23 protein-coding genes are annotated in these 20,530 nt (G+C 37.4%); 14 read left to right on the top strand and 9 right to left on the bottom strand.

The genetic code is table 11. The features are described from left to right. Positions 1–153: 153 nt before the first annotated feature. From ACWIW0_RS05690 to hflX, 6 genes are all read left to right on the top strand, one after another. Entirely contained in the window at positions 154–1,374 is a 1,221-nt protein-coding gene (locus tag ACWIW0_RS05690; RefSeq protein ID WP_454452563.1) for an ABC transporter substrate-binding protein, read from the top strand. Further along, positions 1,371–3,272 (top strand): ATP-binding protein, encoded by a 1,902-nt coding sequence (locus ACWIW0_RS05685; protein ID WP_454452562.1) that lies wholly within the window; start codon positions 1,371–1,373, stop codon positions 3,270–3,272. Before ACWIW0_RS05690 ends, ACWIW0_RS05685 begins: the two co-directional genes overlap by 4 nt. Continuing rightward, entirely contained in the window at positions 3,259–4,518 is a 1,260-nt protein-coding gene (locus ACWIW0_RS05680; RefSeq protein WP_454452561.1) for a sigma-54-dependent transcriptional regulator, read from the top strand. The genes ACWIW0_RS05685 and ACWIW0_RS05680 overlap by 14 nt, the downstream gene beginning before the upstream one ends. A gap of 170 nt (positions 4,519–4,688) precedes the next feature. After that, positions 4,689–5,630 (top strand): tRNA (adenosine(37)-N6)-dimethylallyltransferase MiaA, encoded by a 942-nt coding sequence (gene miaA, locus ACWIW0_RS05675; RefSeq protein WP_454452560.1) that lies wholly within the window; start codon positions 4,689–4,691, stop codon positions 5,628–5,630. Positions 5,631–5,691: 61 nt separating this feature from the next. Next, positions 5,692–5,964, top strand: a complete 273-nt coding sequence (gene hfq / locus ACWIW0_RS05670) for an RNA chaperone Hfq (RefSeq protein ID WP_454452559.1) — start codon at positions 5,692–5,694, stop codon at positions 5,962–5,964. A 72-nt stretch (positions 5,965–6,036) separates the two neighbouring features. Further along, positions 6,037–7,377: a ribosome rescue GTPase HflX gene (hflX, locus tag ACWIW0_RS05665; RefSeq protein ID WP_454452581.1), complete on the top strand. Its 1,341-nt coding sequence runs from the start codon at positions 6,037–6,039 to the stop codon at positions 7,375–7,377. Between the two features lie 129 nt (positions 7,378–7,506). On the opposite strand, the gene ACWIW0_RS05660 is transcribed toward hflX, so the two are convergent. Next, positions 7,507–7,737, bottom strand: coding sequence for a PTS transporter subunit EIIB (locus tag ACWIW0_RS05660; protein ID WP_454452558.1), 231 nt, complete (start codon positions 7,735–7,737; stop codon positions 7,507–7,509). A 159-nt stretch (positions 7,738–7,896) separates the two neighbouring features. Between ACWIW0_RS05660 and ACWIW0_RS05655 the strand changes: the two genes are divergently transcribed. The 5 genes from ACWIW0_RS05655 to fucA all read left to right on the top strand — a co-directional run bounded on the left by ACWIW0_RS05655 (position 7,897) and on the right by fucA (position 13,399). Continuing rightward, the gene (locus ACWIW0_RS05655) at positions 7,897–8,643 is read left to right on the top strand and encodes a DeoR/GlpR family DNA-binding transcription regulator (protein WP_454452557.1); all 747 of its coding nucleotides are present in this window, start codon (positions 7,897–7,899) and stop codon (positions 8,641–8,643) included. A gap of 208 nt (positions 8,644–8,851) precedes the next feature. Then, positions 8,852–10,618 (top strand): L-fucose isomerase, encoded by a 1,767-nt coding sequence (gene fucI, locus ACWIW0_RS05650; RefSeq protein ID WP_454452556.1) that lies wholly within the window; start codon positions 8,852–8,854, stop codon positions 10,616–10,618. 57 nt (positions 10,619–10,675) lie between these two features. Beyond that, positions 10,676–12,121, top strand: a complete 1,446-nt coding sequence (gene fucK, locus ACWIW0_RS05645) for an L-fuculokinase (protein ID WP_454452555.1) — start codon at positions 10,676–10,678, stop codon at positions 12,119–12,121. A gap of 60 nt (positions 12,122–12,181) precedes the next feature. Beyond that, positions 12,182–12,616, top strand: a complete 435-nt coding sequence (gene fucU / locus ACWIW0_RS05640; RefSeq protein ID WP_454446192.1) for an L-fucose mutarotase — start codon at positions 12,182–12,184, stop codon at positions 12,614–12,616. 114 nt (positions 12,617–12,730) lie between these two features. Next, entirely contained in the window at positions 12,731–13,399 is a 669-nt protein-coding gene (gene fucA / locus ACWIW0_RS05635; RefSeq protein ID WP_454446191.1) for an L-fuculose-phosphate aldolase, read from the top strand. 117 nt (positions 13,400–13,516) lie between these two features. Here the strand turns inward: fucA and accC are convergent, their stop codons facing one another. The 8 genes from accC to fkpA form a co-directional block, all read right to left on the bottom strand. After that, entirely contained in the window at positions 13,517–14,860 is a 1,344-nt protein-coding gene (gene accC, locus ACWIW0_RS05630; protein ID WP_157395665.1) for an acetyl-CoA carboxylase biotin carboxylase subunit, read from the bottom strand. A 77-nt stretch (positions 14,861–14,937) separates the two neighbouring features. After that, positions 14,938–15,417: an acetyl-CoA carboxylase biotin carboxyl carrier protein gene (gene accB, locus ACWIW0_RS05625; RefSeq protein ID WP_454452554.1), complete on the bottom strand. Its 480-nt coding sequence runs from the start codon at positions 15,415–15,417 to the stop codon at positions 14,938–14,940. Positions 15,418–15,633: 216 nt separating this feature from the next. Next, complete coding sequence (pdxH, locus tag ACWIW0_RS05620; RefSeq protein ID WP_454452553.1) at positions 15,634–16,263, bottom strand: pyridoxamine 5'-phosphate oxidase; 630 nt, start codon at positions 16,261–16,263, stop codon at positions 15,634–15,636. Between the two features lie 9 nt (positions 16,264–16,272). Further along, complete coding sequence (gene tusB, locus ACWIW0_RS05615; RefSeq protein ID WP_454447237.1) at positions 16,273–16,539, bottom strand: sulfurtransferase complex subunit TusB; 267 nt, start codon at positions 16,537–16,539, stop codon at positions 16,273–16,275. A gap of 18 nt (positions 16,540–16,557) precedes the next feature. Then, positions 16,558–16,929, bottom strand: a complete 372-nt coding sequence (tusC, locus tag ACWIW0_RS05610) for a sulfurtransferase complex subunit TusC (protein ID WP_454447236.1) — start codon at positions 16,927–16,929, stop codon at positions 16,558–16,560. A 1-nt stretch (position 16,930) separates the two neighbouring features. After that, positions 16,931–17,284 (bottom strand): sulfurtransferase complex subunit TusD, encoded by a 354-nt coding sequence (gene tusD / locus ACWIW0_RS05605; RefSeq protein WP_454452552.1) that lies wholly within the window; start codon positions 17,282–17,284, stop codon positions 16,931–16,933. After that, positions 17,284–17,940 carry a helix-turn-helix transcriptional regulator gene (locus ACWIW0_RS05600; RefSeq protein ID WP_454452551.1) on the bottom strand — a complete coding sequence of 219 codons (657 nt, stop codon included), beginning with the start codon at positions 17,938–17,940 and terminating at the stop codon, positions 17,284–17,286. The genes tusD and ACWIW0_RS05600 overlap by 1 nt, the downstream gene beginning before the upstream one ends. Positions 17,941–17,990: 50 nt before the next feature. Further along, positions 17,991–18,707, bottom strand: a complete 717-nt coding sequence (gene fkpA / locus ACWIW0_RS05595; RefSeq protein ID WP_454452550.1) for an FKBP-type peptidyl-prolyl cis-trans isomerase — start codon at positions 18,705–18,707, stop codon at positions 17,991–17,993. 83 nt (positions 18,708–18,790) lie between these two features. On the opposite strand from fkpA, the gene ACWIW0_RS05590 reads away from it, so the two are divergent. From ACWIW0_RS05590 to mtnN, 3 genes are read left to right on the top strand one after another with little or no spacing between them, the layout of a single operon-like run. Continuing rightward, positions 18,791–19,015: a SlyX family protein gene (locus tag ACWIW0_RS05590; RefSeq protein WP_454452549.1), complete on the top strand. Its 225-nt coding sequence runs from the start codon at positions 18,791–18,793 to the stop codon at positions 19,013–19,015. Positions 19,016–19,022: 7 nt separating this feature from the next. Then, positions 19,023–19,754 carry a thiol:disulfide interchange protein DsbA/DsbL gene (locus ACWIW0_RS05585; RefSeq protein ID WP_454452548.1) on the top strand — a complete coding sequence of 244 codons (732 nt, stop codon included), beginning with the start codon at positions 19,023–19,025 and terminating at the stop codon, positions 19,752–19,754. After that, positions 19,751–20,443, top strand: coding sequence for a 5'-methylthioadenosine/S-adenosylhomocysteine nucleosidase (mtnN, locus tag ACWIW0_RS05580; RefSeq protein ID WP_454452547.1), 693 nt, complete (start codon positions 19,751–19,753; stop codon positions 20,441–20,443). Before ACWIW0_RS05585 ends, mtnN begins: the two co-directional genes overlap by 4 nt. Positions 20,444–20,530: the final 87 nt, after the last annotated feature.

Genomic DNA, 20,530 nt, shown 5'->3' with positions numbered 1-20,530 from the left:
ATGTGTCAGTTATGACACATAAATAAACTTTATAACATTAAATCTATTATATAACAGATAAATTGGGTATTCTTGGAACAATATGGTTAATAGTAAAGATATAATTTTTTTAAAATATGTGATCAATATCACAAAATATATTGAGGGTATATAATGAAAATACTATGGCTAATACTATTTATAGTGACCTTTAGATTTACTTATGCCGAGCAACTAGTAATCGGCACAACATTCTCACCAGAATCAACACATCATCTTATTGAATATTGGAAAAAAATAGAGCCCAAACAGAGTATCAGGATTATTAATAGAACTTCATCATCACTAGAAAGACTAGTGTTTAGACACGATGTAGAAGATATTGATATTGTATTAAGCTCATCTCCCATACTATTTAAACATCTTATAGATAAAGAGTTACTGTATCCTCTACCCAATGACCTAAGAAGTGAAAGATTTGTACCATCAAGTCTGAATAAATCGGTAACTGCGATTGCTTTTTCAGGATATGGTATTTTATTTAATAAGAAAAATTTAACTACGATGGGATTGTATCCGCCCAAAGATTGGGAAGATTTATTTGATGCTAAATATGCCAATAATTTGGTAATGAGTTCCCCTTCTCGCTCAGGTACACATTCGATAATTTTAGAAATGCTTTTCCAACAAAGAGGGTGGGATAATGGCTGGAAAAATTTATTAACATTATCGGGAAATTTATCTTTAATTTCATCAAGAAGTTTTAGTGTAATCGATAAAGTACAGATGGGGGTATCCACAGCAGGAATTACTATTGACAGTTATGCCAATAACGTACTGTCAGATAGCAATTTAGGATTCAGTTATTTTCCTCAAAATATTATGTCTCCTACTTTTATTGCGATTCACAAAAATAGTAAAAATAAAAAAGAGGCAATTAAATTTATCTCATTCTTGTTGAGTAATAACGGACAAGAGCTACTAACAAAAGCTAATATGGATAAGTTTCCATTAAATGAAATAGACAGCAAAAGTCCGCTCTATGCTCATCAACAACATCTATTTAATCAATCAAAGTTAGATTATGATTTACTCCATCATAGAGAGTTCCTAATTCAAAAGTTATTTGATGTATCCATAACATTTAGGTTAGGACAACTCAAACAAATATGGAAATTAATCAATAAAAAAGAAGCAGAGAAAAAAAGGAGACTAAATGAAATCCGAAATTTAATAACAATGATTCCCATATCTGAAGAAAAGTCAAAAGATATTGTATTCTTAACTAAATTAAAAGAGGATAAAGCATTTCTGCATCAGCAAGAAAAATTATGGGAATCTTTCTTCCAGACAAAAATAAATAAGGCACTTGATCTTTTAGAGAATATAGAATGATTAGAAATATCGGAGTAGCTAGAACACTAAAGTTATCATTTCTATTTGGTGTAATGATAATTTTAATGATGGGAGCAATTAGTTTAATTTCTTGGTATAGCCAAACTAAGCAAGTAAGTTATATCTTAGATGATTATTTCCCTAAAACCAATGCGATAATTAAATTGGAAGAAGATATCTCTAGATTTATTGTTGATTTGAATAAGTTAACAGCTAGTAAAAATAACTACACTGCCAAATCTATGATAAAACAACTACATTCTCAATTATCAGAAATAGAGGAATCTAATCGTAGATTGATTTTAGATAAGGGTATAAACTTAGAAGACAACCTATATGAATTATCAGAGTTAATTTCAAAACTAGACTATATTATTGATAGAAACCTTCTAATTGAGAAGAAAAAGCAAGAGCTATTAACTAGAATCCAATGGGTAAATGATGATTTCAATAGTGAAACCATTGCATTTTTTAATGAATTACACTGGCAACAAAATAGTATAAATAGTTTACATAATAATGATGATGTTAGTAATGAGATACAGGAAGAATTTAATCTAATCTATCATTTATCTATCTTAAAAGAACAAATAAGAAATGAGTTGATGCAATTTATATACGATCTAAACGAAATTAGCACAGGTAGTAATTATTCTGATTTTATTCAGCTAGCAGCCAAACTAAATGAGGAAGTTAAATCCATTAATTCTAACAAATTAAGTATCTTGACCTTGAATAAAATGGTGCTATCTTTATACGATTTTGCAGATAATGAATTAAGAAATATAATAGACATAATTATTGAGAATGATAAACTATATGCTGATGTACTAGCAAGGAAAAATATAGTCATTGAAGAAAGCAAAAAGATTATTAATCAACACCTAAATGATTATAAAGATAAATTTAATACCTTAAACATAACGCTAAAAACAGAAACAAGAAACAGTGGAATAATATTATTATTTTTTATTTCTATTTCTTGTTTTGCCATATTTATTATAAATAGCCTATACATACGAAAAAGAGTGACAGATAGATTTTCACAGCTAATTAACAATATATCTGAATTAAATAACGGAAAAAACAACATTGATTTAGATGTTAATGGTGGAGATGAAATATCTCAGATATCAAAATTTCTAAAAAAATATATTAAAATAACACAAGAAAAAATTGATATAGAGAGAAATCTAAGAAAAACCCAAGATGAGCTAATTCAAACTTCTAAATTAGCCGTTGTTGGTCAAACAATGACTATGTTATCCCACGAAATAAATCAACCATTGAATGCAATAACAATCTATCTATTTAACTTAAAAAGAATATTGAAACAGAGTTGTGACAATAACTCCTTAGAAGTAGTAAATAAGATTGAGCAACTAATTATCAGAATAACAAAAATTATAAAAGGGTTAAGGCATTTCACACGCAAGATAGAAGAACATAATCTGTCTGAGAATGTAGATATTAGAACTGTTATATATAATGCTTGGGAAATATTAGAGAGCGTAAATACATCAAAGAGGTTAGAAGTATTTGTCAATGGTAATAGTCATATTCTAGGAAACAATATACTTTTGGAACAAGTTTTTATAAATATTTTCACTAACTCAATAGAGGCGACCAAAGGTGAGGCAGCTATTAATATAGATATTATAGAAAATATAAATGAAATTCAGATTATTATAAGCGACAATGGTTGTGGGTGGGACATTGATAAATTTGATAGAATATCTGAGCCATTCTATACCAGTAAAGATATAGGGTTGGGTTTAGGGATCACTATTTGCAAAATGATTATTGAAAGGCTTAATGGACATTTATCCTTTGCATCTACAATAAATAAAAATGCAGTTGTTATATTAACTTTTCCTATAGAGAATGATGATGAGTAAAGGTAACGTATTATTAATTGATGATGATGAAGATGTACTAATAGCATATAAAGATTTGCTGGAATTAGAAGGATATTCTCCAATAATATCTAGCAATCCTGTACAAGCGATAAACTTGATAGATGAAAATTGGAATGGCATTATTGTTAGCGATATTTATATGCCAGAGTTGAGTGGCTGGGACTTGCTTACCGAAATTCAGAAAAAGGATTGCCATTTACCAGTTATTTTTATCACTGGACACGGCGATGTTCCAATGGCGATAAAAGCAATGCAAAAAGGAGCATTTTATTTTATAGAGAAGCCAATTTATCCAGAAGATCTTCTTAAGCAAATTGAGCTTGCATTGGAAATACGAGAGAATCATCTTAGTAGAAAATTAAATAAAAAAGAAAAGTTAGAAAGTGCATTTATTGGTAAGAGCCAATGGATTAAACAATTAAGAGATAGATTATATAAATTATCAGAAACCGATTTATCCATATTTATATTTGGAGAAGATGGAACAGGAAGAACATTATCTGCAAATTATTTATATGATTTATGTAAAGATAAATTCCCAAACAAGAAATTTATCGAGCTATTTTCTGAATTTGATATAGATGACTTTGATAATATCTTAGACGGAGATTTCAATAATGAAAACTCATTTGTTATTATTAAAAACATTGAATTTCTGACAATAAAATCTCAGAAAAAACTAGCTAACACCATTAAAAATAAGAGTGGAGCTATGAGATTGGTAGGCATTAGCCAATATTCACCTCAAGAATTATTACAGAAATTTGGGCTACTACCTGAACTTTTTTATATATTTTCACTAACTCAAGTAGAATGTGTTCCCTTATCTTACAGAGGAAATGATATAGAGTTACTATTCCGACATTTTGTATCCATAACTTGTGATAATTTGAACAAGAAAAAACCAAATATATCAGATAACTATGTGAAGGGATTATTATCAAGGCAATGGCAAGGCAACATAAACCAATTAATCAATATGGCTGAATTATATGCTGTCGGTGTTGTTATATCTAATGATAATTTATACTATCAGGCTGAAGATGGAAATGAATTATCTTTAGATGATCTTGTGGAAGAATATGAAAAAAATATTATTATCAATGTACTAGATAGATTCCAAGGTAAAATAAATGATGCAGCAACATACCTACAAATTCCTAGAAAGAAATTATATTTAAGAATGAATAAATACAATCTGAATAAAGAGGATTATAAAGAATGAGATGTTATAAATATGCATCCTCATAATCCAAATCACTAGATCAAATCTCGTCTCCTATACTTTTATTCCTATTTTTACAGGGCTTTCTGCTTCACAAGCGGTAGGATTTGCTGAATTTTTTGCAAATTTTCGGTAAAATCTCACCGCTTATTATTTTATTTCATTCAGCTATGTCAAAACCACTTGCGATTTTTTTAATGGGACCTACCGCTTCAGGTAAAACGGATCTGGCGATTCAGCTCCGCCAAACCTTACCAGTTGAAGTGATTAGTGTCGATTCAGCATTAATTTATAAAGGAATGGATATTGGCACTGCCAAACCAAGCCAAGCTGAATTGCAACTGGCTCCACATCGTTTGATTGATATTCTCGATCCTGCCGAAAGCTATTCCGTAGCAAACTTTCGTGAAGATGCACTGCGAGAAATGGCTGAAATTACCGCTCAAGGAAAAATCCCATTATTAGTCGGTGGCACTATGCTCTACTATAAGGGGCTGTTAGAAGGCTTATCGCCTTTGCCTTCAGCTGATGCTGACATTCGTGCTGAGATTGAAGCAAAAGCGGCACAGTTTGGCTGGGATACCTTGCATCAAGAGCTACTCAACATTGATCCTATTTCTGCACAACGCATCAATCCCAATGACAGTCAGCGAATCAATCGAGCATTAGAAGTGTTTTATCTTTCAGGAAAAACAATGACGGAACTAACTGCACAGCAAGGGGAAAGCATTCCTTACGATATTCTGCAATTTGCTATCGCTCCCCAAGAGCGAAGTGTTTTACACCAGCGTATTGAACAGCGTTTCCATAAAATGATTGAACTAGGTTTTGAGCAAGAAGTACAACGCCTATTTAAGCGTCCAGATCTTCACCCTGATTTGCCTTCCATTCGTTGTGTCGGTTATCGCCAAATGTGGGAATATTTAGCAGGCGAAATTAGCTTAGATGAAGCTATTTACAAAGGCATCTGTGCGACACGTCAATTAGCTAAGCGTCAAATTACTTGGTTAAGAGGTTGGACAAGTGAGGTCGAGTGGCTTGATAGCTTGGATCCGCAAGGGGCTTATATAAAAATGATCGAAAAATTGGAGCAAAAGCGAAATAATTTATGATAAGATTGGTTTGCCTTCGGCAATAAACAACGATAAAACAATAACTAGAAGGGACTACACAATGGCAAAAGGTCAATCACTCCAAGATCCATACTTAAATGCACTACGTCGTGAACGCATTCCTGTGTCTATTTACTTAGTCAATGGAATTAAATTACAAGGTCAAATCGAGTCTTTCGACCAATTTGTAATTTTATTAAAAAACACAGTAAGCCAAATGGTTTATAAACACGCGATTTCAACTATCGTACCAGCAAGAGCGATTGCTCATAACAACAATAACTCAGCACAAGCACAACAACCTGTTGCCGAAGTCGCTGAGAAAGCGGAATAATTCAACATTACTACGTTACCTTTTTACTCGGAGCCAAACGTGGAAACTTCTGCGTTTGGCGATTTGTTGCCAGTGGCACAAACCGAAATATCAGATAATCCAACAACTCCAAAAGAAGCTCAAACGAAAGAACGAGCGATTTTAGTTCACCTCTACCTTTCCCAAACCAAAGACACCGAAAATTTACTGGAATTTCAAACTTTAGCTGAATCTGCTGGTGTTGAAATTGTAGCGACATTAACCACATCTCGCTCCGCACCTCATATCAAATACTATGTAGGTCAGGGAAAAGCTCAAGAGATTGCTGATGCAGTAACACAATTTGGTGCAACGGTGGTTTTGGTGAATCATCAATTAAGCCCTGCACAAACAAGGAATTTACAATCACTCTGTGACTGTCGAGTTGTGGATCGCACCGGATTGATTTTAGATATTTTCGCACAACGAGCAAGATCGCACGAAGGGAAACTCCAAGTTGAACTTGCACAATTACGTCATTTATCGACCCGCTTAGTACGCCGTTTAGGCAATCAAGATCAGCAAAAAGGCGGTGCAGTTGGCTTGCGTGGGCCAGGGGAAACTCAGCTTGAAACCGATCGACGTTTAATTAAAGTACGCATTCAGCAGCTACAAAACCGTTTGGAAAAAGTTAGCAAGCAACGTAACCAAAATCGTAAAACTCGCCAAAAAGCAGATATTCCGACTGTTTCTTTAGTCGGCTATACCAATGCAGGAAAATCAACTCTCTTTAACGCAATAACCAATGCGGGCGTTTATGCTGCCGATCAACTTTTTGCCACCCTTGATCCCACATTACGCCGAATTGAAGTAAAAGATGTCGGCACCACCATTCTAGCGGATACCGTTGGTTTTATTCGTTTTTTGCCGCACGATTTAGTTTCTGCATTCAAATCGACCCTACAAGAAACCACTGAGGCAACGCTGCTACTTCACGTTATTGATGCTGCCGATGAGCGAAAAAATGAGAATATTGATGCGGTTAATCAAGTGCTTGATGAAATTAACGCCCTTGATATTCCAACCTTATTGGTGTTCAACAAGGTCGATAAATTAGCTGGTATTGAACCGCATATTGAATATCAAGATGATGGAAAACCGATAGCCGTCTATTTATCTGCGGAAAATCAGCAAGGTATTGAACTGCTGTTTGAAGCAATGCGAATCAGACTAAAAAATGAGTTAGTTTCAGAACAAGTTTTGCTCCCCATAACAGCTGGGCATATTTACACACAATTCCGCCAACAAAATTGTATTCAACACGAAAAATTTAACGAATTTGGCGATCGCTTAATCACCCTTGAAGTCGATAAAATCCAATGGCAAAAATGGATAAAACAGTTTCCAGAATTACTGGAATATGCGGAATTTGCAAAGTGGGAAATGAGTGAATAATTGGTAAAAAATCCGCCAAATCTAGCCGCTTAGAAACGCTTTTACTCACTGCACTCCTTGTAAATCACCATAAAAAATAGCCTTGTTTCTGCGTTGAACAGATACAAGGCTATGCTTGTGTTAATCGGCTTATTTCAGCACTGCATTCAACTCTTCACGATATTGTTGTGCTTTTGTGCCTAGAATTAGCTGTAATCCATTGGATACATCCACCACATCTAAAATACCAAGATCAGCCAATGCGGTTTTATTCACTAATCCTTTATCTTTCAATGCAATTCTCAAACGAGTTAAACACGCATCAACTACGCTAATGTTCTGCTTTGAACCCAAAGCATCAATGAGTTTATGAATATCCATAAAATCTCCTGTCAATTTAAAAAGTCAAAATAGCTAACAATGAGTGAAACTGTGATCTAGCTCCCAGTTCATACAAATTGTGCCTAAAGTATATTCTTTTTTTAGCAATTTATCTTAAAATTTACGTTTTCAATACATATCACCACGGAGTTTAGGTCAATGAAAATTCGGCATTCTGAAATTTTAGCGTACTTGGAAAAATATGAAGAAGTGAGTGTGCAAGAGCTATCGGTTAAATTCAATGTTTCTGTCGAAACTATTCGCCGAGATTTAAACCAATTGGCACAGCAAAATCGCCTACACCGAACTCACGGCGGAGCGGTAAGTAATAAAAATCGAGATATCGGTCGATCGTTTCAGGTAAGACAGCGGATCAATAGCGATGCGAAAAAATCTATTGCAGAAAAGGCGTTAGAGCATTTTTTTGAAGGGGCGGTGATTGGTTTAGATGCTAGCTCAAGCAGTTGGAACTTTGCACAAATCTTACCCGATGTGCCTTGCACTGTAATTACTAGTTCAATGCACAATATCCGAGCATTAGCCAATAAACCCTGCATTGAAGTGATCGCCACAGGAGGCACTTATTCTGCCAAATATGACGCTTTCTACGGTTCACTTTCTGGGCATATTCTTTCTCGTTTGCATATTGATATTGCCATTTTTTCTTGTACAGGCATTGCAGATGGAGCAGTATGGGAATCCAATGAAATGAATGCGGTATTAAAACGTAAAATGCTGTCTGTCAGTAAGCAAATTTTCTTATTTGCCGATAACAGCAAATTTGATCGGAAAGATTTAATCAAACTTTGTGATTTATCCGATGTGGATATTTTGTTTACAAACCAATACCCACCTACTTTGATTGAGCAATATTGTCAGGAACACCATATTTTAATTACGACTTAATCAAGATAACTATTACGTTTATCCATTGCCCGATTTGACAAAATAGCGGTCAAATCGGGCGTATTTTTTGCAAAAAAATAGCCTTATCCCACCGCTTATCTCGCTTTTTTTGTGATACGGCTCACAAAAACATAAGCCCACCATTAAAAATTTCACGCTAAGTTGCACAATAGGCACATCGTACTTCAACGTAACAGGGGACTCTATTATGACTCAACTTAAATCTACACCCGTAAAAATTGGTATTCGTCCAACTATCGATGGTCGTCGTTTGGGCGTGCGTGAATCGTTAGAAGATCAAACAATGAATATGGCAAAAGCCGTTGCCAACTTACTAACCAGTGAAATTCGCCACACCAATGGTGATTTTGTCGAATGTGTTATTGCTGATAGCTGTATCGGTGGCGTTGCTGAAGCCGCAGCCTGTGCTGAAAAATTCAAACGTGAAAATGTCGGTGTGGTCATTACCGTTACACCTTGTTGGTGCTATGGTTCAGAAACCATTGATATGGATCCACATATGCCAAAAGCAATTTGGGGATTTAACGGTACAGAACGTCCAGGTGCTGTTTATTTAGCCGCCGCGCTAGCAGGACACACTCAAATGGGATTACCTGCGTTCTCAATTTATGGTACTGAAGTACAAGAAGCAGGCGATCAGTCTATTCCTAGCGATGTGCGTGAAAAATTACTCCGCTTTGCTCGTGCTGGTCTTGCGGTCGCAACCTTGCGTGGTAAGTCTTATCTTGCGATTGGTGCGGTATCAATGGGGATCGCAGGTTCTATCGTTAATCAGGAATTCTTCCAAGATTATTTAGGTATGCGTAATGAATACGTGGATATGTCCGAATTAACTCGCCGTATGGAACGTGGTATCTATGACAAAGAAGAGGTTGAACTCGCACTCGGCTGGGTAAAACAATACTGCAAAGAAGGCATTGACGTTAATGCTACCGAAAATCAAATGAATGCCGAAGAGAAAGCAAAACTTTGGGAAACAGTGGTGAAAATGATGATCATCACTCGCGATTTAATGGTCGGTAATCCGAAATTAGCCGAGTTAAACTTTGGCGAAGAAGCTTTGGGTCATAACGCCATTGCTGCAGGTTTCCAAGGACAACGTCATTGGACAGACCATAGCCCTAACGGTGACTTTATGGAAGCAATGCTCAATTCGACTTATGACTGGAACGGTATTCGACCACCTTATATTCTTGCCACAGAAAATGACTCATTAAATGCAGTGAATATGCTGTTTGGTCACTTGCTCACAGGACAAGCTCAAATTTTTGCTGATGTTAGAACTTACTGGAGCCCAGATTCCGTAGAGCGTGTAACCGGTTTCCGTCCTGAAAGCGGTTTTATTCACTTGATTAACTCAGGCTCTGCCGCTCTTGATGGTACAGGGCAACATACTGACCAAAACGGTAATCCAGTGATTAAACCTGCGTGGGAAGTGACCGAAGAAGATGGTAAACGTTGCCTAGAAAATACCCGTTGGTGTCCTGCGGTTTATGAGTACTTCCGTGGCGGCGGTTTATCTTCACAATATCTCACTCGTGGCGGAATGCCATTCACAATGCACCGTATCAACCTAGTCAAAGGCGTTGGGCCGGTATTACAAATTGCTGAAGGCTGGTCAATCGATCTTCCTGAAAATGTACACGATATTCTCAATAAACGTACCAATGAAACTTGGCCGACTACTTGGTTTGTACCACGCTTGACAGGTACTGGTGCATTTGCAGACGTGTATTCAGTAATGGCAAATTGGGGAGCCAACCACTGTGTTGCAACCTATGGCCACGTTGGGGCGGATTTAATCACCCTAGCATCTATGCTACGCATTCCTGTTTGTATGCATAATGTGGCGGACAAAGATGTCTTCCGTCCAAGTGCTTGGAATGCTTTCGGTCAGGATAAAGAAGGGCAAGATTATCGTGCTTGTGCCAACTTTGGACCGCTTTATAGATGATCATAACGCTTCCCCCTTCATTATGGGGGGAAGCCTTTTATACGCAAGGAGAACACAATGGCAATTGCATTCATCTTCGATTGTGGGGCGACCAATTTACGCACTGTGGCGATTGATTCGCAAGGCAAATTACTGGCATTACACCATATTGCGAATAACACCCAAGCAGGAGCAGAATCTGCGGATTATCATATTTGGGATATTGAAGAGATTTGGTCTAAGTTGATGATCTGTGCGGAAAAAACCTTAGCACAGCTCACCGATGCTCAAAAACAGGATATTGTCGGGATTTCTGTCACAACCTTTGGTGTTGATGGCACTATTTTCGATCACAATGGTGAAGCACTTTATCCTATTATTTCTTGGAAATGCCCGAGAACGCTTCCTGTAATGAATAGCCTTGATGAATTGATAGATGTAAAAGCCCTCTTCCAGCGTAACGGTGTTGGACATTACAGCTTTAATACCCTGTTTAAACTACTTTGGTTAAAACAGAATAAACCTGAACTCTTTGCCAAAACCGATAAATTCTTATTTATTTCCTCTATCTTAACTTACCGTTTAACTGGGGTGATGAGTACCGATCGCACAATGGCTGGGACATCAATGATGACCAACATCGAAAACGATACTTGGGATAGCGAAGTACTCTCGCTACTGGGATTAAATGAACAACATTTTCCACCGATGAAAGCAGCTGGCGAAGTAGTCGGTACGTTAAAGCCAGAAATTATGGCTCAACTAGGCTTATCACAACAAATTCCAGTCATCTCTTGCGGACACGATACCCAATTCGCCATTTTCGGCTCAGGAGCAGGATTTAATCAACCTGTATTAAGTTCTGGTACTTGGGAAATTTTAATGGCTCGCACTCAACAAGCAAAACCTGAATGGACGTTTGCACAACAGGGATTAACCATTGAATTTGATAGCCAAGCAAATAGCTATAACCCTGGTGTGCAATGGGTTGCATCAGGGGTGATGGAGTGGTTAGGGAAACGTTTCTTCAGTGATGTCGTTGGCACAGAACACTATTACGCCACAATGATCGAATCTGCTGAAACCGTTCCAGCAGGTGCCAATGGCGTTCGGTTAAGTGGGAATTTTGACGGTACCACAGCACAAACTGGCTCTATCTCAGGCTTATCTATGCATACGGAACGCGGTGAAATTTACCGAGCTGGCTTGGAATATATGGCTTACCGTTTAAAAGCTGGATTATCGCTATTACAAGAAGTGGGCAATTTTGATGCAGAAAGTCTAATTTGTGTTGGAGGAGGTTCGAAAAATCGTTTATGGAACCAAATCCGAGCCGATGTATTAAACCGCCCGATTGACGTGGTCGATTTTTCAGAAACCACGGTATTAGGTGCATCAATGTTTACCTTCACGGGTGCAGGTGTTTTTAACAGCATTGACGAAGCACAACAACAAATGAAACCACAAGTAAAACGTGTTGAGCCTTCTAGTAATAGTCTTATTTATCAACAAATAAGCGGTTAAATAAGCATAATTTTTTGCAAAAAAATATAGAAAACAGACCGCTTATAAGAGGAGTTATCAATGTTAAAAGGTATTCACCCAGCAATTTCCCCCGTCTTATTAAAGACTTTGGCAGAAATGGGACACGGTGATGAATTAGTTTTTGCCGATGCACATTTTCCCGCTCATCAATTACATCATAACGTAATTAGAGCAGATGGGCTTACGATTGCAACATTACTTGAAGCAATCACTCCACTTTTTGAATTCGACCAATATGTCGAATGTCCTTTAGCAATGATGTCTGCTGTATTAGGCGATTCATTAGACCCTTGTGTTGAGCAACGCTATCTCAACGCCATCCGTAGCGTAAATGGTACAGCCCCTAGCGTAGAACGTGTTGAACGTTTCGCCTTTTATGAACGAGCAAAAAACGCTTATGCCGTCGTGATTACCGGCGAATTAGCTAAATATGGCAACCTTATTGTGAAAAAAGGGGTTACCCCAACAGCATAACGCTATGTATTGATACTGATGATTTTCGAAGGACTGCTGGTACTTTGAAGGGGCGTTGTTTGCCCAAATCATCAAATTGTATAAATTTAAAACATATTTATAGGAGAAATAAAAATGAACCGCAAAGAACTCTCTCGTAAGATTATTGATACTTGCCTTGAAATGACTCGCTTAGGGTTAAATCAAGGCACTGCTGGCAATATTAGTGTTCGTTATCAAGATGGAATGTTGATAACCCCTTCAGGTATGCCTTATGAAAAAATGACAGAAGATGATATTGTTTATGTGGATAAAGATGGGCATTTTGAACAAGGTAAAGTGCCGTCAAGTGAGTGGCAATTTCATCAAGCGGTTTATCAAGTTCGCCCCGAACTGAATGCTGTCGTACACAACCACGCAATCCACTGCACAGGCGTGTCTATTTTAAATAAATCAATCCCTGCAATTCACTATATGATTGCAGTAACAGGCACAAATAAAGTCCCTTGCGTACCTTACGCTACATTTGGTACTTGGCAGTTAGCAGAATATGTCAAGGAAGGATTCAAAGAAAGTAAAGCCATTCTATTGCAACATCACGGAATGATTGCTGCAGATGTGAATTTAGAGAAGGCACTTTGGGTTGCTCACGAAATCGAAGTTTTAGCTACGCTCTACCTTAAACTTCTTGCTACTACACCTGATGTTCCAGTGCTTTCCGATGAAGAAATTAAAATCGTCTTAGGCAAATTCTCAACCTACGGATTAAGAGTGGAAGAAAAACCTGCTTGTCCGTGTTGTTAGTCCATTACGCTATTCATAAAATAGCCCTGACTTACGAAATAAGTAAGGGCTATTTTAATTTTTGTTCTATATACTCAATATTTGGAACTCTTTTTAAGCACTTCTATCGAAATTAAACTATTTCAACCCTAGTTTCTTCTCTAAATAGTGGATATTAGTACCACCTTTACGGAAGTTCTCATCAGATAAAATTTGCTGATGAAGTGGGATATTCGTTTTAATGCCTTCAATAATAGTTTCTGATAATGCATTCTCCATACGGCGAATCGCAATATCTCGGTTTTCAGCGTAGGTAATCAATTTACCAATCATTGAGTCATAATGTGGTGGAACAGAATAACCTGCGTAAATATGTGAATCCCAACGCACACCTAAACCACCAGGGATATGTAAACGCGTGATTTTACCTGGTGAAGGTAAAAATGTATTTGGATCTTCTGCATTGATACGGCACTCAATCGCGTGTCCACGCACTTTAATATCTTCTTGTTTAACTGAAATAGGTAAGCCAGCAGCAACACGAAGTTGTTCTTTTACCAAGTCGATACCTGTAATCATTTCTGTAACAGGATGTTCTACTTGTAAACGAGTATTCATTTCGATGAAATAAAACTCACCATTCTCATATAAGAATTCAAAAGTACCTGCTCCACGATAGCCAATTTCAATACACGCATTGGCACAACGCTCACCGATAAATTTGCGTAATTCTTCAGTAATACCTGGTGCTGGAGCTTCTTCAACGACTTTTTGATGGCGACGTTGCATTGAACAATCACGTTCTGCTAAATACACAGCATTTCCGTGTGTATCTGCAAGTACTTGGATTTCAATATGGCGTGGATTTTCTAGGTATTTTTCCATATAAACCATATCGTTATTAAATGCAGCTTTCGCTTCTGCTTTTGTCATCGCAATAGATTCTTCCAAATCTTTCTCGTGATGAACCACTCGCATTCCACGACCACCGCCACCACCAGAGGCTTTAATAATCACAGGATAGCCAATTTTTTGGGCGATTTCTTTATTCTTCTGCACATCATTTCCAATCGGGCCACCAGAACCTGGTACACAAGGTACTCCTGCTTTTTTCATTGCGTTGATCGCAGAAACTTTATCTCCCATTAGACGAATAACATCTGCTGTTGGGCCGATAAAAGTAAAACCTGACATTTCTACTTGTTCTGCAAAATTAGCATTTTCAGATAAAAAACCGTAACCCGGGTGGATTGCATCAGCTCCAGTAACTTCTGCTGCAGCAATAATCGCAGGAATGTTTAAATAGCTTTTGGTTGATGGTGCTGGCCCAATACAAATAGTTTCGTCTGCAAGAAGAACGTGTTTTAGTTCACGATCTGCCGTAGAGTGAACTGCTACCGTTTTGATACCGAGTTCTTTACACGCGCGTAAAATGCGTAACGCTATTTCACCACGATTTGCAATGACAACTTTTTCTAACATTGGCATTTTTCCTTAAAATGACAAGCGGTTATATTTTGCGAAAAAAATGCAAGATCTCACCGCTTGAGAGAAATGAATTATTCAATAATGAAAAGTTTTTGATCAAATTCAACGGCTTCGCCATCATTTACTAAGATAGCTTTTACTACCCCTGCTTTATCTGATTCGATGCGGTTCATCATTTTCATTGCTTCAACAATACAAAGTGTATCACCAGCTTTTACTGTCTTACCCACTTCAACAAATGGTGCTGCATCTGGGCTTGGACTACGGTAGAAAGTACCTACCATTGGTGAAAGAATTGCGTGCCCACTCACTTCTGCAGGCGCTACTGACGTAGTAGCTGTTGCTTGTGGAGCAGGAGCTGCTGGTATAGCAGGGATTGCTGAGGTTGCAGGTGCAACTTGTGGAGCTGCAACATATTGTACAGCAGCTTGTGTTGCAGCAGGTGCTGCTCGGCTAATGCGTACTGTACCTTCTTCTTCTGAAACTTCTAGTTCAGTAATGCCTGATTCTTCAACAAGTTCGATAAGTTTTTTGATTTTGCGAATATCCATAGTGAGATCCGTTTTGAAATTAAAAAATAAAAGGGAAACTCTGCATAAAATGCACAGAGCAAAACGTCGCATAGATTACCCGAATTTCCGCTAATTTGCGATAAAATTCTCATAAAATTGGCGAAATTAGCCCAATTTTCTAACTGATCGTAGCAGTTAATCTAAATTCCTCATTAACAATAATTTTGTCTACTATACCATTTAAACACATAACAGCTACGGCGATAATCGACTTTTATGCCATTGATTATATTTCAGTTGGTAGCAAATACGGTCGTGCAAGCGACTTGGGCGACCTTGCCAAAATTCAACATAATTTGGAACAACCAAATAACCGCCCCAATGTGGTGGACGTGGCACAGATAATGGGTGTTTTAATGCTAAGGCTGCTGCTCTAGCAAGCAATTCTTGTTTACTTTTTAGCGGTTGGCTTTGGTAGCTTGCCCAAGCACCAATTTTGCTTGTATAAGGGCGAGTTTGAAAATAAGCGTCCGATTCGGATGCAGCAATTTGGCTAATGATACCTTCAATCCGTACTTGACGTTCCAGTTCTGGCCAAAAGAATGTAAGAGCCACATTGGGATTTTGGCTAATCTGTTGTCCTTTACGGCTTTGGTAGTTAGTAAAAAAGACAAAGCCTTGTTCGGTAAGCTCTTTAAGCAATACCATTCGGCTCGAAGGTTTATTATCTTGAACAGTTGCCACGTTCATTGCGGTTGGTTCATTTACTTTAGCGTTGATTGCTTCTGTCAGCCATTGCTGAAATTGTGTTAGTGGATTATCTGCACATTGTGCTTGGGAAAGGGCTTGTTTACTGTAATCTTCTCGAATTGCGTGTAAATCCATCTTCACCACCTATAATGCAAATTGCGGGTAATATCGCTCACTTATCCTAACAAATTCACTTAGGGAAATCACGTTAAAATCGGTTTTTAATCCCCTTGCTTGTAGATCGTTCTCTAATATAAAAAGATTAGTGATAGTTGCAAAAATCTCGGGGTATTTGACCGCTTGTAATACAGCGTCTTGCCATAAAACAACCGCATCTTCAGGCTGAACTTGTGAAAGGATTGTTTGCAGTTGATTAAGATCGTATTGTGCTTTTGAGAAGGTATAAAGCATAATTTTTAAACCTATAAGTTAAAAAGTAAGTATCTTTTCCGCTTGATGTAATAGAGCAAAAATCTGTTGTCGCTCAACAAAATGTATTTCGTCTAATACCCATTCTGCTTGCTGTAATTGCCGTTCTTCAAGGGAATTTTGACAAATAAAACATTCACTAAGCTCGTAAAGCTCAAGTAATTTGAATGTGGCAATATGATCTTTTTGTAAAATTTGGTTAGGTTGCTGATGAGCCACTAAATTGAAAACACCGTCATAGATGAATAAAATCGCAATTTCATCTTCATCACAAAAGGCACTTGCAGCAAGCAATGCATCTAACCCTTCTCGGCTGGTACTTGAGCCAAAAGGCGGTTGGGTAAAAACAATCGCAAGTTTATATTTTTTCATTTTAAAAAGTCAGTAATCGATCGGAAGTTAAAACCGCTTGGCTAAATTCACCTAACCCCGCCAATACAAAACCATCAGCAAGATTACGTTCAACAATACCGCGGCGTTGGGCTGCTGCGATACAAAGATGTAACGACAAGCGGTGAGTTTCGGCTAAATTTTTCCATTTTTCGACTAAATTGATTTCATCACTGGCAGGATCAACCCATTTATTCGCATTGCTCACGCCATCTTGAAAAAAGAAAATTTGTGAAATGGAATGATCTGCCGCTAATAATTCATTAGCAACTTGATAAGCTAAATAGGCAGATTGCGAGCCATATACACTGCCTTTTATGGCAAGAACATAGTGCATTATTCGTTATCCTGTTTGATTTGGCGAATATAGAGATAAACGGTATGGCGAGAAATATCCAAGCGTTCAGCCACTTGGTTAATCGCATCTTTAATATCAAAGATCCCTTTTTCAAATAGCGTTGTTACAATTTGTCGATTTTTATTGTTATTGGCGACATTGCGATCATTTTGGATTTCATCAATCGTGCTTTCTATCGTTTGTGCTACCAAGTCTTCAACCGAACTAGCAAAATTCACACTAGTATCGGTATCTTGTGGGGCAACAAAAGTGCTTAAAAATTGCGATACTGGCACATCTAAGTTGAGATTGATGCAAATTAGCCCGATAACGTGCTGTTTCCCATTACGAATAGCAATGGTGATCGATTTCATCAATACACCACCTTTTGCTCGAGTAAAATACGGTTTTGATACACTATCCGTCTGCATATGATGTAATGACCACAACGCTCTATCCGTAATGGGCGAACCAATTTTACGGTCGGTATTATGCCCATTGACGATATAAATTGCCGAATGTTCAAGAAACTCTAGAGAATGTAGCACGATTTCACAATGCTCTCCAATTAAGGCGGCAATACCATCAACGACAGGGAAATAAGACGCTAAAATAGCGTGATCTTCATCAGAAAGGGGATTAAATGTTGCACTCATTACAGATATCCAAAATGAAATCCCCCTTTACTTAAAAGGGGGAAATAAACTTATTTTGCTGGTTTGAAATCAAGCAATTCAATTTCAAAAATCAGCGTTGAATTTGCTGGAATTTTGCCTGCCTGACGATCACCATAACCTAATTGTGGTGGTAAAACGATTTCCATTTTTCCGCCTTTTTTCAACATTGGAATCGCTTCAATCCAACCTGGGATAAGTTGGTTTAATTGGAACTCAATCGGCTCTTTACGCTCGTAAGAACTATCAAACACTGTACCGTCTGTTAATGTGCCTTTGTAGTGAACTTTTACGGTATCTGTTGCTTTTGGTGATTCGCCTTCACCTACTTTTTCAATTTTATATAGCAAGCCAGATTCTGTTTTCTTCACACCTGCTTTTTTCTCATAATCTGCACGATATTTATCGCCCGATTCTGTGGTCGCTTTATTTTTTTCTGCTTGGATTTTTGTTTCTTGCTCAAGCAAGTATTTATCTAAGGCTTCAAGCTGTTTTTTAAGATCTTCATCGGTTAATTTACCGCTTTTTTTCAATGTGTCTTGAACACCCGCTAAAATACGCTCTTGGTTGTAAGAAAAGACATTTTTTTGCGATTCAATAACGCCTTCAATGTTTTTGCCCATCAACACGCCAACAGCATAAGATGATTCATCAACAAATTTAGGATCAGCTTTATTCGCTAAGGCTGTTTGAGCAGTAAAAATTGTACCTGCAACAATCGCAATAGCTGAAAGTTTAGTTTTTAACATAAGTTTTCCTTTAAAAGTGTGTAAAAACAAAGTGGGATAGGGTAAAGTGTATTCTTTTTGAATACAACCTTTTTATGATGGATATGACAACAAATCTTGAAAAAGTGCTGGATTATTTAACCGAACTTGAAACTAAAGTCGCTTTTCAGGAACAAACGATTGAAGAATTAAATCAAGCGTTAATTACACAGCAATTTGCTGTGGATAAATTACAGAATCAAATACGACATTTGGCGGAAAAGCTTAAAGGAATGCAACCGAGTAATATCGCAAGCCAAGCGGAAGAAACACCACCACCACATTATTGATACCCAAATGAAATATAAAATCTCTTTATTATGCCTATTCAGCTTATGGTTAGCGTTGCCATTACAAGCGGATATTCAACGAATTTTTGATAAGTCATTGAATAATAAGCGGTTGGATTTTGTGGGTAATTTGCGAAAAAGTCAGCAAAACGAACCGCTTTTTAAAGATGGAAAAGGCTACTATTCCTATAAAAAAGCATTGGATATTCCGTTACCAAAAGACAAAGTGTTAATCCAATATTTTTATGAATATGGCTGTCAGATCTGCTTAGATGCAGATGACTATTTAACAGCTTATGCAAAACGTAATAGCGATAAAGTGATACTAGTACGTTCACCTGCTTTTCCAAAAGGTTCTCGTTTTACTGCTCAAATGAATGCAACTTTTACAGCGATTGGCCGCCCAGATTTGAGTGATAAATACTTATTTGATAGTGCACATACCAAAAATAAAAGAGAATTGGTGGAAAATAATGATGCAATCAAACGCTGGCTTACCGCTAATCAACTGAATATCGAACAATTTCACCAAACTTTTGATTCAGAATCAGTAAAACAGCTCGTTGAACAAGCAGAAAAACATTATGTGCAATATGGTCCACCTATTACGCCTATTGCGGTACTAAATGGAAAATATATTTTAATTCGTAATACCTTATATAACGATGATTACACTTATGCAGTGTTAGATTTTTTAGTCGAGAAACTACAACAAGAACAACAGGAGAAAACCCAATGAAAATAGCAATTATTGGTGCGATGGCACAGGAAGTTGAAATTTTACTTAGCTATATGGCGGAACCTAAAATTACCGAAATCGCAGGCTGTAAAATCTATGAAGGTAAAATTAATAATACTAATATCGCCTTATTACAATCGGGCATTGGTAAAACAGCTGCTGCGATTGGTACAACATTACTGATTCAGCTTACCAAGCCTGATGTGGTTATCAATACAGGCTCAGCGGGGGGATTAGATAGCAACTTAAATGTAGGAGATATTGTGATTTCTAGCGATGTCCGCCACCACGATGTTGATGTAACGGCATTTGGTTATGAAAAAGGGCAACTGCCTGCAAATCCAGCAGGTTTTACGCCTAATTCACAATTAGTTGAGCTGGCGACTAAAGAAAGTCAAAAAGCAGGCTTTAATGCAGTAGTCGGGTTAATTTGTAGTGGTGATCTGTTTGTAAATGGTGCGGATAAAATCGCTCAAATTCGCCAAGATTTCCCAACTGTGGCAGCAGTTGAAATGGAAGCAGCATCTATTGCTCAAGTTTGTCACGCTTTCCAAGTGCCATTTGTTGTAGTGCGTGCGATTTCAGATGTGGCAGACAAAGAATCACACCTTTCTTTCGATGAATTTTTACCACTTGCAGCTGAAAAATCCTCCGCAATTGTGTTAGCAATGCTTAACAGTGTAGGTTAATTTCTTCCTAGCGGTCGGTTCTTGGCAAAAATTTGCAAATTTTTACGATAAACCGCCCGCTTATTATCGCTTTCTCTTAATAATTTT

The sequence above is a fragment of the Ursidibacter sp. B-7004-1 genome (genome assembly GCF_053654055.1).
The sequence above is the reverse complement of the archived record's forward strand: the minus strand, read 5'-3'. Positions and strand labels throughout refer to the sequence as shown.